This window comes from Chryseobacterium sp. C-71 (genome assembly GCF_020911865.1).
In the GTDB taxonomy this organism is placed as follows: Bacteria; Bacteroidota; Bacteroidia; order Flavobacteriales; family Weeksellaceae; genus Chryseobacterium.
The window spans coordinates 345,713-361,986 of sequence record NZ_CP087131.1 but is presented as its reverse complement, the minus strand read 5'-3'; the positions used below and the strand labels follow the sequence as shown (position 1 = coordinate 361,986).

Below are 16,274 nucleotides of genomic sequence, written 5' to 3'. Positions count from 1 at the left end.
AATGTTTATCTACTTTGGAATGTTTTGATATTTTCCAGAAAGCTGATATCCGGATTTAGGATTTCCATGATCAGGCTTTTCACAGACTGCATGGCATCATCGAGATTTCCCTGGGCAAACTCAAGAGAAGCCACTCCTTTTTTAGCATCGGCAAAGCTCCAGATTCCTGTTTCGATCGGGAAGCCCCAAAATTCAGGCAAACTCTGAATAACATATTGATAAATGCATAACTGTAAAGCCTGCTTTCTGTCATCTTTATGGAAATAATCATCAATATTTTCAGAGTCAATTTTTACCGTTAAATTCTTAATTTTTGCGGTTTTATAATCTATAATCCTTACAGTTCCGTTCAATCGGTCAATTCGGTCAATGAATCCAAAGAAGGAAACTTTGTCATTTTTAGCTTCATCTAAATAGAAATCTACGCTTTCAAATCTTCTTTCTATATCGATGATTTCTAAAGAATTTCCTTGTTTTATCAATTCCAGATCATGACTCAGAATATTCTCAATAACTTTTTTGGCAATCGCTTTATGAATGAAATTCATCCCTTTATTATAAAATTCAGGTTGATGTTTTAGCTTTTCAATAGCAATATTTATATATTCATCTATTTGTTTAATTGATTTCTCTAAATCATTTACTTTTAAAACTTTACCTTTTATAATCTCATAAATTTCTTGGAGTGTATAATGGACAAGATTTCCGTAATTCCTTATAGAAAGTTCTTCTTCAATTTCATCTGTTTCAGAAGTATTTAAAATTTTAGATAAATAAAAATCTATCGGATTATACAGATAGCTTGTAAGATGCGAGGCAGAAACTTTTTCTTTCCATTTTTCCAGCTGCTCCATTACAATATCTGTTTTCGTAATTTCAATAGGCTGGCTTGAAATAGGCTCAGAAGTATTTTCAACAATCAAATGTTCAATATTGTGATTGCTTTCCATCTCAATTTGTGTAATAAAACGGCTTTTTTCACCCGTATTTACACCAGAACTCAAGGCGTTAAACAATAAATGAACATTCTGAGCATCCTGAATCAAACGGTAGAAATGGTAAGCATAAATACCATCATTTTCAAGAAATGTATGCAAATTAAAATGCTTTCTGATATCAAACGGAATATAGGTGTTCTGCGAATTTCCTAATGGCAATTTTCCTTCATTTACAGAAAGTAAAATCACATTTTCAAAATTAAGCAAACGGGTTTCTAAAAGTCCCATCACCTGCAAACCTTTCAATGGCTCACCCTGAAAATCGATGCTTTCTGAATTGATATGCTGGTTAATCAAAATCTCCAAAGTATCCATTTTTATTTCAAAACCGTAGGGTGTAATCTGGTTTTTTATGACCTTAAATGCATTTTCGAAGTGAGAGACGTTTTCATACTGTATATCATCAAGTTCCATCCATTTAATACGCTGACAATATTCAATTAAAATATCTAAAAAAAAATATCCGGAATCAGCCTTTTGAAGCAAATTAAAATATGACAGATCACTCAACAATTCATTCAGAAGATTGGCAGAAATATAGACAATATTTCTCTCTTCAATTTTAGATTTAAAATCATTGATGACCTTTTCATCATCATCAGTTCTGGGAAGTTCTTCCAAAATCGGGAAAATATCACGGTAATAATAAGAAGATTTATTTTTTTCTAATTGTTTTTGAAGGTAAAAAAGTTGCTTAACGGCATTTGAAAATGAAAGGTTTTTCAATGGGAAACCCATCGTTATGTTCAGATTTTCAACATCATGCATAACATCCAGACTTGCAGGCAAAAGATTTTCATCAAGCAGAACTACAGCAGTATTGGTAAACGTTTTATTATCAATATCTTTAAATAAATCAGGAAGAACTTTTGTTTGGGTAACGTTCCCTGAAACTTCATAGATTTTAATGTTTTTTGGCTGATTAAAATCGTCTTCAATCCAGCTGAAAGTTCTGCTGTCATTGAATTCTTTCCATAGTTTATGATTTCGGAGAAACTTTCCGGCTTCTTGTCTTTCGTCATCAAAATAATAATGGTCTGCCTGAAAAAAACATTGCGCCTTGTCCCACTGCAGAAGATTTCTTACTAATTTTTCTTCAACCGGCGTGAACGCATTAAAACCACAAAAAACAAAATTCTTATCCGTATTTTTTGCAAAATCAATGATTTTCTCTATCGCAGATTCATGAATCATTCCGGGAGTTGCCCAGTTTTTTTCTTTTAATTTTTGCTTTAAAATAGGCAGAAAGACATTCATATTTCGCCAAAAATTCAAAAACTTTTTTCTTGGAACTTCTTCATCATCACCCAGATCCTGCGCCCATTCTTTGATACGCTCTTCATCAAACATATATCGCAAAACCGCAACGTCACTTTCAGAAAACTTCAGAATATCATCCCAATCTTTCTGTAAAGTTGGAAACCACTTCAAAAATTCAGCAAAATCATCTTTTGGAATAAGATTTAAGCTTTTGTAAACATCAAATGAAAAAAGCCACAATGCAATCCCCTGAATGGTTTGCAGATCGACGATATCAACAATCAGTTCTTCAATCGTAAAAAAGCTGGGAAGAAATCCCGAATAATTGTTTTCTTCTAAAATCTGCCTGATAAAAACGATAGGTCTTTTACCCGGCAAAACGATATTAAACTGAGACAAATCTGTATTTTGTGCCAGCAGCTCGTCTATGATTTTATTTAGAAATTTCAAGGTTTTTGGAAGTTTTTTAATTGTTCAAGCTCGTTGCTTATCAGCGTATCATATTCGGCCTGTTTTTCTTTGTTCATGCCATGTTCTGTAACGCCATCATACAAAGCCTGAAAATTTTTATAATCTTTGACAATCCTGTTGTACAGTGTCTGAAAATATTTGTCATAATCGCTTGTAGTCTTTATCTTTTCTGCGATTTCTTTTCGTATTTTTCTGGCAAAGATTTCAGCAATATCAAAATGTTTCTGCTCGTGATTGAGAACATAATCATTGATTCTTTTGTCGTCTTTCCAGGATTTATCTTCGTTAAAAATTGTTTCTATGGTTACTTTTGCTTCACCTTTCGGGTTTGATGATTTTATGACAGAATATGCCCAGCCACAATGGGTGTAAGCAACAATATCTTTCCCTCGCTGGTTATTAATCTTACTTTTGAAATTACTCCATACCAGCTTTTTATCTTCCTTCCACTCTATTCGTTGACTCCATAAAATACTTGAAATCAAAAGTAAAACTAACAACACTCCTTTCATTATTCTACAACAATTGTTTTGGTAATCCATGTATTATTACCATTCCAAAATCTAAAAGTATAAGTGCCAACCTGCTGCGGACTAAAATTTAATTGATTGGCAGATGTATGAGTTCCTTGGGTACAGATTCCGTCAGTCTTGAATTGATATGCAGTGACATCTCTACCAAAATTTCCGTTATGAATATAATCATAACCGTAAAAACCCTGACAACCAGATGTATAATTAGAATACGTTCTTATACTTTGAACCGAATAAACATCCATTGTATCATTTACGATAGACACACTGTCGATCTTTACTTTATCTACAGACTCAATCGTTTCGTAGTCATCATCATCCTTACAAGACATCAATGAAACTGAGGCAAAAGCCAAACATAAACCAATATTTAAAAACGATTTCATAGTATTATAATAATTTATAATTATTAAACGTAAATTATCAAAAATTATTCCTCTAAACTATTGAATTAAGAATTAAAATTACCTTTTGATAAATAAACCACTTTTTTGGTATCAAAAAATTCTTCTTCAAAATAATTTTTTAGGTTAAAAATTTCGCACTTCAGTCCTGCCAACTCTTCAGCTAAATCTCCACCTTTCAAATATAAAACCCCATTGTGTTTAGGGTTAATCTGTTCTTTTTCAAATTTACCTTTCAGCCATCTTAAAAATTCCGGCATCTGCGTCACAGCACGGCTTACCACAAAATGAAATTTCTCTTTCACTTTTTCAGCTCTGCCGTGAATTGAAGTCACATTCGTTAACCCAACACCTTCTGCTACAGCATTTACCACTGTAATTTTCTTTCCAATAGAATCAATTAGCGTAAACTTTGTTTCAGGAAACAAAATTGCCAAAGGAATTCCTGGGAAACCACCACCTGTTCCGATGTCTAAAACTTTAGTTCCGGGAGCAAATTCCATGATTTTGGCAACACCTAAAGAATGAAGAATATGCTTTTCATAAAGCGATTCCATATCTTTTCTGGAAATGACGTTTATTTTTTCATTCCACTCACCGTAAAGGCTTTCTAATTTTGAAAATTGCTCGATTTGTTTTTCGGAAAGTTCCGGGAAATACTTTTGGATTAACGCTATTGACATACAATTGAATATAAAAAGCAAAAATAAGTTTAAAAAATAAAAAAAACTTCTTTGAACAAAAGAAGTTTTGAATATTATGATTTTATGTTTTTTTAAAGTTTCCCGCTTACCAATTTATATCCATGATCAAGAAAATTAGCATGGAGAATAAATTTATGAGCTTTACCAAATAGTAAAACCATGTTTTTTTCCTTGTTTTCTGAAACTTTTTTTACAACAAAATCATCTCTATAACCTTGAGTCATACAATAGACGCATCCTTTTTTATTCTTCCTCATCTCATATTTTTCATTCAGAGCTGTTTTCAAATCATATTCATTGAGTTGTATTTCGCCATGTGCTTTCTCATAATTTTTAATTAAATCATCTAATGTAACATCAAAAACAACATCCTTTTGGGTATCAATGCCTAACAGAATATTATTTTGAATGATATAATCTTTTTTGTTATAAAAATCTGGTAAAGATTCTTTTGACTGGTTCATATTACCAACGTGAAACCCTAAAACCTTCCTTAATTTTTTCGAATTAAGTTCATAATCTGCACTATCACTATTCATTATAATACCTTCATACGCAATCATATAATTTTCTTTACGCAAAGAATCGACAACCTTTTTGATGGAATCAAAATACTCTTTTTTTCCAGTATGTACTGTCGGAAGATAAACGAGTGTTGAGCCGTTTTCGTTTTTATACGTCAGTATTTTTTTATTAATATTCTTATCGGCGATTAATCCAACCAGTAACGATTGGGAAAAGTCTACAGTAAAATAGAAAAGCAGCAGCAGCGTCAGTATTTTTCTCATCAGTGTATTTTAAAACAAAAAAATAAAATTTTAATATAATATGCAAATATTTTTTTGAAGATTGATGTTAATCTGCACAAATGACTTGAATAAGTATTTTTCATTCAAATTAACTTTTTATATATTTGTTAAAACGACAAAAAGAATACATGAATAAACTTTCAGACAGAGTAAATAGACTAGGATACTCTCAGACTTTCGTAATGTCAAACAAAGCCAGAGAAATGAAGGCTAATGGTATTGACGTCATTTCTTTAACATTAGGCGAACCGGATTTTGATGTTCCCGACAATATAAAACAGGCAGCTTTCGATGCCATCAACGAAAACTACAGCCACTACTCGCCTGTTCCAGGATTCTTGGAACTTCGTCAGGCAATTTCAGATAAATTAAAAAGAGACAATCAGTTAGATTATAAACCGATACAAATTTGTGTCTCCAACGGTGCAAAACAAGCAATCATCAATGTTTTAGCAGCAATTATCAATGATGGAGACGAAGTAATACTTCCGACTCCTTATTGGGTAAGCTACGATGAAATGGTAAAAATGATGGGAGGGAATTCTGTAATGCTTCCAACTTCTTATGTTACTGATTTTAAAATTACTGCAGAACAGCTGGATGAGGCGATTAATGAGAAGACAAAAGCCGTTCTTTTTAGTTCGCCTTGTAATCCTTCAGGCGGATATTATACATTTGACGAATTAAAATCTTTAGCAAAGGTTATCGCAAAATATCCTCATGTGACGGTAATTTCAGATGAGATTTACGAATATATCAATTACGAAACAAAAACCACTTCTATTGCTCAGTTTCCTGAAGTATACGAACAAACCGCAGTAATCAACGGAATGTCTAAAGCTTTCGCAATGACAGGCTGGAGAATCGGCTATTCTGCTTGTCCGCAATGGTTGGCAAAGGCCTGTGAAAAAGTTCAGGGACAAATGACGAGCGGTGCAAATACAGTGGCTCAAAGAGCTTCAATCGTTGCTTTAAAAACTGATCCTTCTGAATACAAATACATGATTGATGCTTTTGAACAAAGAAGAAATGTCATGTTTGATTTAATGAAAGAAATCCCTGGCTTCAAAGTTCTTTTACCAAAAGCAGCATTCTATTTCTTCCCGGATATTTCATATTATATCGGAAAAACATTGAACGGAACCGAAATAAAAGATGCAGATGATTTTGCAATGTATCTTCTAGAACACGCACATGTTGGTTGCGTCGGAGGGGTTTCTTTCGGCAGTCCGGAATGTATCAGATTTTCTTATGCAGCTTCTGAAGAAGAATTGCGAGAAGCAATGAGACGAATAAAAGAATTACTCGCAAACGTATAAAATGAAAGTTCTTCCATTAGGAAGAACTTTTTTAATTTAAAGAGAACCTCCTTCTACAGGTGTTTCCGGTACAATAATATAGCATTCTTCATTAATCGCGACACAAACATCAGCTTCAGGACAATAATACCTTCCCGGAGGACATTTTGAAGTAACTGCTGCTCCTTTAATGTTTTTCAATTCTTTTCTTGAAAGAGTTTTTAAATTTTTCATAATAATTCTTTTTTGGTTGGTGAAATTATAATTCAATATTTTCAAAGTTACTAATTTATTTTACTAATTTAAATTATTTTGCGCCCTACTATATTGAGTTATAAGCCAAAAACAATTATAGATTTTATTTATCAATATTCATTTTTTCGATAGATGAAAATATTATATATTTGCACTATTAAATTATAAATCAAAAATTAGAAAATTATGTCTTTAGTAGGTAAAAAATTTCCAAATGTAACGATTGACGCAATGTCAGAAATGGGTGATGATCTTAAAATCAACATCTTTCAAGAAACTACAACTAACCAACAGAAAGTTCTTTTGTTCTGGTATCCGAAAGATTTCACTTTTGTTTGCCCAACTGAGCTTCACGCTTTCCAGGAGGCTTTAGGTGAATTCGAAAAAAGAAACACGAAAGTAATCGGTGCTTCTTGCGATACAAACGAAGTGCACTTTGCTTGGTTGAACGTTTCAAAAGACAACGGTGGTATTGAAGGAGTTACTTATCCGCTTTTAGCTGATACTCACAGACAATTGGCAAATCTATTAGATATTGTTGATCAGGATCTTGAGTTTGACGAAGAAGGAAATGAGTTTTTCACAGGTTCAAACGTAACTTACAGAGCTACTTATCTTATTGACGAAACTGGAAAAGTATTCCACGAGTCTGTAAATGATATGCCTTTGGGAAGAAACGTAAAAGAATATTTAAGATTAATCGATGCTTACACTCACGTTCAGAAGCACGGTGAAGTTTGCCCGGCAAACTGGGAAGAAGGAAAAGATGCAATGAAAGCTGACAGAACTTCTACTGCTGAATATTTAGCAAAGAACTAAGATAATGTGTTAATTTGAAGATGAGATAATTTGAAAATTAGTCGCATGATTATTTAAAAATTATCTCATTTTCTATTTAATAACATTTTCAAATTAATAGATTTCCAAATTTTCAAATTGAAATTATGTATACAGAATTAACAGAAGATACGCTTCAGAATATTGTAAGTGACAACGAAAAAGTTGTGGTACAGTACGGAGCAACATGGTGCGGAAACTGCAGAATTATGAAGCCGAAATTCAAAAAATTAGCTTCAGAAAATGATGCCATTCCGTTTTTATATGTAGATGCAGAAAAACTTCCTGAAAGCAGAAAATTAGCTAAAGTTGATAATTTACCAACGTTTGCAATTTTCAAAAATGGCGAATTGGTGAACCAGGTTCAGTCTAATCAGGCGGAAAGTTTAATTAACTTATTTAACGAATTGTAATTATGAAGTTGCCAATTATCAGACAATTTTATCAAAACCAAACTCCTGAAAATCTTGAAAAAACTTTAGAAGTTTTGGAAAGTTTCAGCGAATTCAGAGGAACTAGCGAAGAAGATTTGAATGTTGCCGGAGAATTGATCACAAATATCTGCGGAGCTTTAGAAGTTCACGCCAACGTACAAAACGGAATGAGCGAGAAAGATGCTTTAAACTCATTTGCTCAAAAGGTTTTAGGATCTATTGATAAATAAATTTGAGACATTCGTGTCTACACTAAAAAAAACAAAAATCCCGATGAAGTAGCATCAGGATTTTTTTTGTTTAAGAGTTTTGAAAAATTCAAAACTCAAAACGTATAATTTATAATTTTAATTAGCTTCTTCTGCTCATCAAAATTCTCAAGATATACCAGAATAACAACATGATTGAAGCAAAAAGCTGTAAAGAAGCTCCAACGTATTGATTGGTCGTGTAAGAGTCTTTCAGTTTACTGGTTTGATACAAAATTGTAACCGAAGCCAAAATTACCATTCCTACTGAAAACCAAAGTCCAAGATCAAAACCGAAGATCATTCCGGCAACGATTAATCCGATCGCAATAAAACCTCCGATTGTGATGATATTTCTAAGGAAAGAAAAATCTCTTTTAGAAGTAAATGCTACTGCAGAAATCCCGGCAAACATTGCTATCGTAAGGGTTGCTGCTTGAAAAATCACTTGTCCGCCATCAGTATAAGCCATTGCAATGTACATCATCGGCAAAAAGATAACGGCCTGAAGCAATACATAGAATCCTAATCCTAAATATTGTGTTGATCTGCTTTGTGCCATTGCCCATTTTGACGCTAAATAAGAAGCCAACCAAAAGACTCCAAGGACTAAAAGCCAACTGTACTTCTGACCAATCATTAGGTAAATATATTCCGCAGGAACAGTTTGCAGTAAAACAGTTTCAACGCCTACAAAAGCCAAAATTGCCAATGCTACGTGTAGATAGGTCTTTTTGTAAAAACTTGCCTTTTCAACATCTGTTGAATGCGCAACTAAAACATCTGTCATCATATTATATTTTAATTTTTTAAAATTTATTTTATTTGTTTGTAAGGTTTTATACCCATAATTTTCCCATCTTCTTCAAAAACAGCCGTAATAATTTCTTTCGGATCAGGCTTTGTATGATCGTCCGCATATTTATATTGAATCATAGGAAAGTTTTCACCACTCATGAAAGACTTATACCCTGTTTTATAAATCACTATTTTTCTGGTAAAACTAATGTCTTTAGTAAGGTTTTCATAAACCTTATCAGTCACCATCGATTTTGTTTTTTCAGACATCAGGCTTTCCATTGCTTTTTTATCTGATGCTTTCAATGCAGTGATAAACTGCTCAAATTTCCCATTAAGCAGTTCTTTTTGAGTCTTATTAAGCTCTAATTTCTGCTCAGTCGTTCGATTGTCTTTTATTACTTCCGCTTTTTTCACCTTTTGAGCCAAGCTCATTTGGAAAGCTACAAAAGAAAGAATGATTGCTATTTTTTTCATTAAATATTTTTTCGTTGATAGGTAAATTTAGTAATAAAAAATTAAAAGACACTTTTAATCTCCTAGAGATAAAATTTTTAAATCTATTGAAAATTTCATCTATGAAAATCCGTGAGCGTTTTTATACCCCACAGACTACCTTTAGATTTGCCAAAGGATTTAGCATTAACTTAGATAATAATTATAATTCTGAAGAACCAGAGAAAATAAAGTGAACTAAACAGATTGCCAGAACAGAACTATTCTGTGTATCAGACTTTATTTTCTCTTTTGAATTACTGCCATTTAGAATGTTAAGCATTGAGGCTTATTAAAGGTTTTAGCATCATTCAAGGTTGGTTCATTCAGGCTTATTCCTAAATCCAAAATTATGAAAAATTATTTTGTCGGAATAGACATTTCTAAAGATACATTGGATGTCTGTGTAATGAGTGAGAATGACGAAAAAGAGATTTTCTTTAAGGTAGAAAACTCGGTTGAAGGAGTTGAAAAGATGATTTCAACTAACGTAAGAAAGGATTCCCAGTTACGGTATTGCTTTGAAAACACCGGTAACTACGGGCTTCTTCTTGCTAAAATATTAGAAAACCATAATCTGCCTTATTATCAGATTCCTGCCTTGGAAATAAAGTTGAGTCAGGGAATTCAGAGAGGGAAAAATGATAAAGTAGATTCGTGGAGAATAGCAAGGTATGCAAAAGTTCACTGTAATGAACTCAAAATCCATGCTCTTCCGGAGAAAGAAATTCTTATAATAAAAAACCTTCTGACCTACAGAAACCATTTGATAAAGATAAGAACGCAGTTTAAAAATGAGAAACAATCTTTTCATCAAATAAATAAAATTGCCGATGTTAGCTATCAAATAGATGAGATTGCAGAACACATCAAACGATTGGACAACAATATTGATTTGGTAGAAAAAAGAATACAGCAGGAAATTGATAAACAACAGCAAATAAGCACGAATTATAAGAAAATAACCAAAGTAAAAGGAGTAGGTATGCTGAACGCTGCTTATATGATTGTTTTGACTAATAATTTTACAGCGTTTCAGAATCCCAGAAAATTCAATTGCTATGCAGGTTTAGCTCCCTTTGAGCATTGCTCGGGAACGAGTATTAAAGGAAAGACCAAAACCAGCAAGCTTAGAAATAAGAGGATTAAAACGGTACTCTTTAATGGTGCAAATTCGGCAGTTATTTACGATGAGGAGCTAAAATCTTATTACAAGAGAAAAAAAGAAGAGGGAAAAGCCCATAATTCCATTATTAATGCTGTTTGCTGTAAACTTGTTTACAGAATGTTTGCCGTTGTAAAAAGAGAAGAACCTTTCGTAAATTTAGTGAGATATAATTTGCATATGTCTTAGAATACACAGATTTTCACGGATTTAATCCATAAAACAAACCTGCTAAATTAGCTGAATTTGCGAGAGGAATATTTTTAAAAAAGGTAATGTATTGAAAAATAATTTTAGTATTTTTTCTATAATGATCTGTGAAAATCCGTGAAATCTGTGGGAAAACATTAAATAACCTCCAAAAACTGCATCGTATCTACATTGTCCGCATACGTATCAAGTCCAGGGTTTTGGGCTTCACCGAAATATACCGTTTCCATTCCCAAATCATTTTTACCAACGACACATTGAATATCTTCTTCATTTTCATTAATGAAATTTTTCACATCATCCAAAGAAGAATATCTGCTGAAATGAATCACAGACAAAGGACTGAAAAGTTTCTCATCTTCTTTCAGCATTACGAAATTATTGTCCCAGAATTTATCTTGATTCAAAAGATAAACCGCACGATTGTAATCGTAATTGTTGGCATACTTATTATGATTAACGATTTCTTTAAAATCGATAAAACTTTCAAAAACTCTATCAATAACAAAATCTTCCGGAATAAAAAGTCTCGTCACATTTCTGCATCCTAATCCAAAATATTGGAAAATATCCTGAGCCAAAAGTTTTAATTCTTCTTCCGTTTCATCACCTTTTATAACTGCAATCGAAGTTCTGTTTTTTCTAATAATGCTTAAATGATTTTTAAAATAATATTCTAAATATCTTGCCGTATTATTGCTTCCTGTAGCGATAACGGCATCAAAATCTGTCAATCTCTCAACAAACTCATACTCAATTTCATTCTCAGAAAATTCTTTCCATTTTTTTAATAAAAAAGGAATCATCTGTTTGTCTTTTGAAGATAATTTAATCAAAGGAACATGATTGCTCAGAACCACTGAAATCACATCGTGCCATCCCACCAAAGGAATATTTCCGGCAAGGATTAATCCAACTTTTTTCGTGGTTTTTGATGGTGAATAATTGCTGAGCCAAGACTTCAAATTCTCATCTGTCAACAAATCCGACCATTGCTTTAAAGCATATTTTTGATTTTCTATGGTAAACCAAGGGTTTTCTATTTCAGACTTTTTCACTACCGATTCAAATTCAGAATCATTTTCGTTAAAATCTTCATTATTTTCTGCTAAATAGCTCTTTATATAATCACTTAATTTAATAAGTCCTAAAACTTGTTTTTCGATATTCATAATTACTGTAAAAGTGGGGAATATTTTGTAATTTTGTGCAAATTTAAAAAAAATTAGCGATGGCTATTAAAATAACTGATGAATGCATTAATTGCGGAGCCTGCGAACCAGAATGTCCCAACAATGCAATATATGAAGGAGCAGTTGACTGGAAAGCTTCCGAAGGTACCGAATTAAAAGGTACAGTAACATTACCATCGGGATTAACGGTAGATGCAGATGCACCACAAGAGCCCGTAAATGATGATGTTTATTTCATTGTTACTGATAAATGTACAGAATGTAAAGGCTTCCATGAAGAGCCACAGTGTGCAGCGGTTTGCCCTGTAGACTGCTGTGTTCCGGATGAAGATCATGTAGAATCTGAAGAAGCATTACTAAACAAAAAAGCATTTTTACACGGTGAATAAAAATACGCCGTCTCATTTTTCTTGAGACGGTTTTTTTATCTTTATATTTTTATAAATCAAATACGAAATAGCAGATTGAGAAATCCGCAAAATCTCAAAAAACAAAAAGTAAAATTATGAGCAAAAAGCACAATTTCAGCGCAGGACCATGTATCTTACCTCAGGAAGTATTCGAAAAATCAGCAGCAGCAGTTTTAGATTTTAACGGAATCGGTTTATCTCTTCTTGAAATTTCGCACAGAAGCAAAGATTTTGTTGCGGTAATGGATGAAGCTCGTGCAATTGTAAAAAGATTGATGAATTTGGGTGATGATTATGAAGTTTTGTATTTGGGAGGTGGCGCAAGTCTGCAGTTTGCGATGGTTCCTTATAATTTGATGAAAGTGGGCGGAAAAGCTGCTTATCTAGATACAGGAACTTGGGCTGCTGGAGCAATTAAAGAAGCCAAAAAAGTAGGAACAGTAGATGTTGTAGGTTCTTCAAAAGAAGAAAACTATTCATTTATTCCTAAAGATTATACAATAGGTTCAGAATATGATTATTTTCACTGTACTTCAAACAATACAATCTACGGAACTCAAATGAAGTCATTCCCAGAGGTCGATACTTTGATGGTTTGTGACATGAGTTCTGATATTTTCTCAAGACAATTAGATTTTTCTAAATTTGATTTAATCTACGCCGGAGCTCAGAAAAACATGGGACCTGCAGGAGTTACTTTAGTGGTAATAAAAAAAGAAATTCTTGGCAAAACAGGAAGAGAAAACATGTTCTCAATCTTAGATTATTCTCAGCATATTTCAAAAGAATCAATGTACAATACTCCACCGGTTTTCCCTGTGTATGCATCTTTATTGACATTACAGCATTTAGAAAACAACGGAGGAATTGCTGCTGCTGAAGCAAGAAACGAAGCCAAAGCAAAACTTTTATACAGCGAAATCGACAGCAATCCATTATTTGAGACTTTCTGCGTTGAAGAAGACCGTTCTTTGATGAATGTTTCATTTAAATTAATTGACGACAGCAAAAAAGAAGAATTTGATGCTGCATGGAAAGCCGCAGGAATCAGCGGACTGAACGGTCACAGAAGTTTAGGGGGATACAGAGCAAGTCTCTATAATGCCTTACCTATTGAAAGCGTGCAGGTTTTGGTTGATGTGATGAAGTCAATAAAATAACTTAAATTAGGCAACTCAAAAATTGAAAGATGACAAGATTAAATTGATTAAGCAAAATCATTGAATTTTTTAATAATTAATCTTAAAATCCTTAAATTGAAAAAAATATGAAAATCTTAGCTAACGACGGAATTTCCAAAGCAGGGGAACTTGCTTTAAAAGCAGCAGGAATCGAAGTGCTCGACAACAGAGTTGCGCAGGATCACGTTATTAATTTCATTAACGAAAATAACGTAGACGTTCTTTTGGTGAGAAGTGCTACCAAAGTAAGACAAGATTTGATTGATGCTTGTCCGGGTCTGAAAATTGTCGGAAGAGGCGGTATCGGAATGGACAATATTGATGTAGAATATGCCATTGAAAAAGGTTTGTACGTAATCAACACTCCAAACGCATCATCAAGATCGGTTGCTGAGTTGGTTTTTGCGCATTTCTTTTCATTAGCAAGATTTCTTCACGAATCCAACAGGTTGATGCCATTGGAAGGCGATACTCATTTCAATGCTTTGAAAAAATCTTTCAACAATGCGTATGAGCTTTCAGGTAAAACCTTGGGAGTGATAGGATTTGGAAGTATTGGTCAGGAAGTGGTGAAGATGGGAATTTCTTTAGGAATGAAAGTAAAAGTTCTGACTAGAAAACCAAAAACAAAAACCATCAGTTTGAGTTTTTTTGACGGACAAACTGTTGATTTTGAAGTTACATCAACCAACGATTCTGATGCTTTCTACAAAGACACAGATTTTATCAGCATCAACACGCCAAAAACGAATGAATATGTTGTAGACACCCCCGAATTTGAAAAAATGGAAGATGGTGTGTTTATTGTAAACACTGCAAGAGGCGGTGTCATTAATGAAGTAAGCTTGGTAAGTTATATTGAATCAGGAAAAGTTGCCGGAGCAGCCTTAGATGTTTTCGAAACTGAGCCGACTCCAGAATTGATTTTATTAATGAATCCTAACCTGTCTCTCACCCCCCATCTTGGCGGAAACACCATCGATGCTCAGGAAAAAATAGGTGTAGAGCTTGCAGAACAGATTATTGAGATTAAAAAGAAACTATAAATTATATATGCCAGTTTTTAAACCTTTCCGTGGAATAAGACCTCATAAAGATCATGAGTCTACATTTCCTACTCATCCTTTAGATAATTTCACGCAGGCTGAAATCGCTGAAAAAGCGCAAAAAGAAAAGACTTACATCAATATGATCAAACCCTATGTTGTAAGTAAATCTAAAGATGTCGACCGGAATTTAAGGAAGATTCGCACGACCTTTGAGGAACTCATGGAGGATAAAACGTTGGTTCAAGACAGTTCTTCATATTATTTGTATGAGCAGATCTACCCAAACAAACAGGTTTTTAGAGGACTTTTAGGGTTAACTAATATAGAAGATTTTTGGGCTGGTAAAATCAAAAGACACGAAAGTACCATTCCTCAGAGGAAAGAGAAATTGGCTCATTATTTAGATAAAGTAAACCTTCAGGCAGAACCTGTATTATTAACGTATCCATCCAATTCAAAAATTGAATTGCTGATGAATCATGAGGAGAAAAATGTTCCGATTTTTAATCATGTGGATACAGTTGGGATCAGACACAAAATCTGGAGAATAGATAACCGTCTGAAACTACAGCAGTTCAAGGAAGTGATCGATCAGATTGATTCTTTCTACATTGCCGACGGTCACCACAGAATTGGTTCTACTGCGCTTCACGCAAAGCGTCTTAAGGATAAAAATAAAAAGCACAATGGTACAGAAGCTTATAACTTTGTTTACAGCTTCATTGTTTCCAACCAATCAATCAAGATTCACGACTATAACAGAATTGTGAAAAGCATCGGAGATTTGACGACAGAAGAATTTCTGAAAAGTCTTGAGAAATATTTCTTAATTCATGAAAAAGAACAAGCTCCATACTATCCGTCGCAGAAATTTCACATTTCTATGTACATCGATGGGAAGTTCTACTCTCTTCACGTAAAGCATGACCTTCGTTCTCAGGAGATGTCTTTGGATAATTTAGATCATCATCTTTTAGATAAATATATTATAAAAGACATTTTGAAGATTGAAGATTCAGATAGTTCAGACCAGATTTCTTACATCAAAGGAAGTTCAAACATCGAAGGAATCAAGCTTTTAAAAGAAAAAGTTGATAGTGGAGAAGGAAAAGTAGGTTTCGGAATTTATCCTGTGAGCTTTAATGATATGATTAAAATATCTGATTTAAAACTCCGTATGCCTCCGAAATGTACGTTCATTGAACCAAAATTGGTAACTGCATTGTTGATGTACGACATGAAGTAATTGGCTGCTGGCGATTGGCTTTTGGCTTATTGCTTACCATTCGAAGCGAAAAATTGAAATATAATATTTCCTCAAAATTATTAATAGTTTTGAGGATTTTTTTTATCATGAAATTTTTATTTAAATTAAAATCTTCGTGGTCTTTGCCAAGTAGAACGCCTTAGCGAACTTAAAAACAGTTAGTAGTCAAAAAATCTTCGAACTTTGCGTTAAAATATACAACCAAGATCAAAATTTAAAATACTTACTTAATTTTTCTTTATTTTTATGCACCGA

Annotated in this window: 18 protein-coding genes; 9 read left to right on the top strand and 9 right to left on the bottom strand. The window is 33.3% G+C overall.

Annotated features, from left to right (window positions below):
- Positions 1-5: 5 nt before the first annotated feature.
- The 5 genes from LNP04_RS01505 to LNP04_RS01485 form a co-directional block, all read right to left on the bottom strand.
- A complete protein-coding gene (locus tag LNP04_RS01505) occupies positions 6-2,708 on the bottom strand; it encodes a PD-(D/E)XK nuclease family protein (protein ID WP_229984827.1) in 2,703 nt (900 codons plus the stop codon).
- On the bottom strand, positions 2,705-3,241 hold the full coding sequence (locus LNP04_RS01500; protein ID WP_229984826.1) for a DUF922 domain-containing protein: 537 nt from the start codon (positions 3,239-3,241) through the stop codon (positions 2,705-2,707). Before LNP04_RS01500 ends, LNP04_RS01505 begins: the two co-directional genes overlap by 4 nt.
- Positions 3,241-3,648, bottom strand: coding sequence for a hypothetical protein (locus LNP04_RS01495; protein WP_229984825.1), 408 nt, complete (start codon positions 3,646-3,648; stop codon positions 3,241-3,243). Before LNP04_RS01495 ends, LNP04_RS01500 begins: the two co-directional genes overlap by 1 nt.
- Positions 3,649-3,713: 65 nt before the next feature.
- Positions 3,714-4,349: a 16S rRNA (guanine(527)-N(7))-methyltransferase RsmG gene (gene rsmG, locus LNP04_RS01490; RefSeq protein WP_229984824.1), complete on the bottom strand. Its 636-nt coding sequence runs from the start codon at positions 4,347-4,349 to the stop codon at positions 3,714-3,716.
- A 92-nt stretch (positions 4,350-4,441) separates the two neighbouring features.
- Positions 4,442-5,158, bottom strand: coding sequence for a hypothetical protein (locus tag LNP04_RS01485; protein ID WP_229984823.1), 717 nt, complete (start codon positions 5,156-5,158; stop codon positions 4,442-4,444).
- A 149-nt stretch (positions 5,159-5,307) separates the two neighbouring features.
- Between LNP04_RS01485 and LNP04_RS01480 the strand changes: the two genes are divergently transcribed.
- Positions 5,308-6,498: a pyridoxal phosphate-dependent aminotransferase gene (locus LNP04_RS01480; RefSeq protein ID WP_229984822.1), complete on the top strand. Its 1,191-nt coding sequence runs from the start codon at positions 5,308-5,310 to the stop codon at positions 6,496-6,498.
- Positions 6,499-6,534: 36 nt separating this feature from the next.
- On the opposite strand, the gene LNP04_RS01475 is transcribed toward LNP04_RS01480, so the two are convergent.
- A complete protein-coding gene (locus LNP04_RS01475) occupies positions 6,535-6,711 on the bottom strand; it encodes a bacteriocin-like protein (protein ID WP_229984821.1) in 177 nt (58 codons plus the stop codon).
- A gap of 207 nt (positions 6,712-6,918) precedes the next feature.
- On the opposite strand from LNP04_RS01475, the gene LNP04_RS01470 reads away from it, so the two are divergent.
- The 3 genes from LNP04_RS01470 to LNP04_RS01460 all read left to right on the top strand — a co-directional run bounded on the left by LNP04_RS01470 (position 6,919) and on the right by LNP04_RS01460 (position 8,233).
- Positions 6,919-7,551 carry a peroxiredoxin gene (locus tag LNP04_RS01470; protein WP_229984820.1) on the top strand — a complete coding sequence of 211 codons (633 nt, stop codon included), beginning with the start codon at positions 6,919-6,921 and terminating at the stop codon, positions 7,549-7,551.
- Between the two features lie 125 nt (positions 7,552-7,676).
- Positions 7,677-7,982 (top strand): co-chaperone YbbN, encoded by a 306-nt coding sequence (locus LNP04_RS01465; protein WP_229984819.1) that lies wholly within the window; start codon positions 7,677-7,679, stop codon positions 7,980-7,982.
- 2 nt (positions 7,983-7,984) lie between these two features.
- Positions 7,985-8,233 carry a DUF6952 family protein gene (locus LNP04_RS01460; protein WP_059136935.1) on the top strand — a complete coding sequence of 83 codons (249 nt, stop codon included), beginning with the start codon at positions 7,985-7,987 and terminating at the stop codon, positions 8,231-8,233.
- Positions 8,234-8,354: 121 nt separating this feature from the next.
- Here LNP04_RS01460 and LNP04_RS01455 read toward each other — a convergent pair whose 3' ends face one another.
- Positions 8,355-9,044 (bottom strand): Bax inhibitor-1 family protein, encoded by a 690-nt coding sequence (locus LNP04_RS01455; RefSeq protein ID WP_229984818.1) that lies wholly within the window; start codon positions 9,042-9,044, stop codon positions 8,355-8,357.
- A 23-nt stretch (positions 9,045-9,067) separates the two neighbouring features.
- Positions 9,068-9,526 (bottom strand): peptidylprolyl isomerase, encoded by a 459-nt coding sequence (locus LNP04_RS01450; RefSeq protein ID WP_229984817.1) that lies wholly within the window; start codon positions 9,524-9,526, stop codon positions 9,068-9,070.
- A 370-nt stretch (positions 9,527-9,896) separates the two neighbouring features.
- Here LNP04_RS01450 and LNP04_RS01445 point away from each other — a divergent pair, with 370 nt between their 5' ends.
- Complete coding sequence (locus LNP04_RS01445) at positions 9,897-10,898, top strand: IS110 family transposase (RefSeq protein ID WP_229984816.1); 1,002 nt, start codon at positions 9,897-9,899, stop codon at positions 10,896-10,898.
- A 158-nt stretch (positions 10,899-11,056) separates the two neighbouring features.
- Here LNP04_RS01445 and LNP04_RS01440 read toward each other — a convergent pair whose 3' ends face one another.
- Positions 11,057-12,091: an acyl-CoA reductase gene (locus tag LNP04_RS01440; RefSeq protein ID WP_229984815.1), complete on the bottom strand. Its 1,035-nt coding sequence runs from the start codon at positions 12,089-12,091 to the stop codon at positions 11,057-11,059.
- A gap of 59 nt (positions 12,092-12,150) precedes the next feature.
- Here LNP04_RS01440 and LNP04_RS01435 point away from each other — a divergent pair, with 59 nt between their 5' ends.
- The 4 genes from LNP04_RS01435 to LNP04_RS01420 all read left to right on the top strand — a co-directional run bounded on the left by LNP04_RS01435 (position 12,151) and on the right by LNP04_RS01420 (position 15,998).
- Positions 12,151-12,501: a 4Fe-4S binding protein gene (locus LNP04_RS01435; protein WP_054508722.1), complete on the top strand. Its 351-nt coding sequence runs from the start codon at positions 12,151-12,153 to the stop codon at positions 12,499-12,501.
- A gap of 116 nt (positions 12,502-12,617) precedes the next feature.
- Positions 12,618-13,682, top strand: coding sequence for a 3-phosphoserine/phosphohydroxythreonine transaminase (gene serC / locus LNP04_RS01430; RefSeq protein WP_229984814.1), 1,065 nt, complete (start codon positions 12,618-12,620; stop codon positions 13,680-13,682).
- Positions 13,683-13,789: 107 nt separating this feature from the next.
- Positions 13,790-14,749, top strand: a complete 960-nt coding sequence (locus tag LNP04_RS01425; RefSeq protein WP_229984813.1) for a D-2-hydroxyacid dehydrogenase — start codon at positions 13,790-13,792, stop codon at positions 14,747-14,749.
- 7 nt (positions 14,750-14,756) lie between these two features.
- On the top strand, positions 14,757-15,998 hold the full coding sequence (locus tag LNP04_RS01420) for a DUF1015 domain-containing protein (RefSeq protein WP_229984812.1): 1,242 nt from the start codon (positions 14,757-14,759) through the stop codon (positions 15,996-15,998).
- Positions 15,999-16,274: the final 276 nt, after the last annotated feature.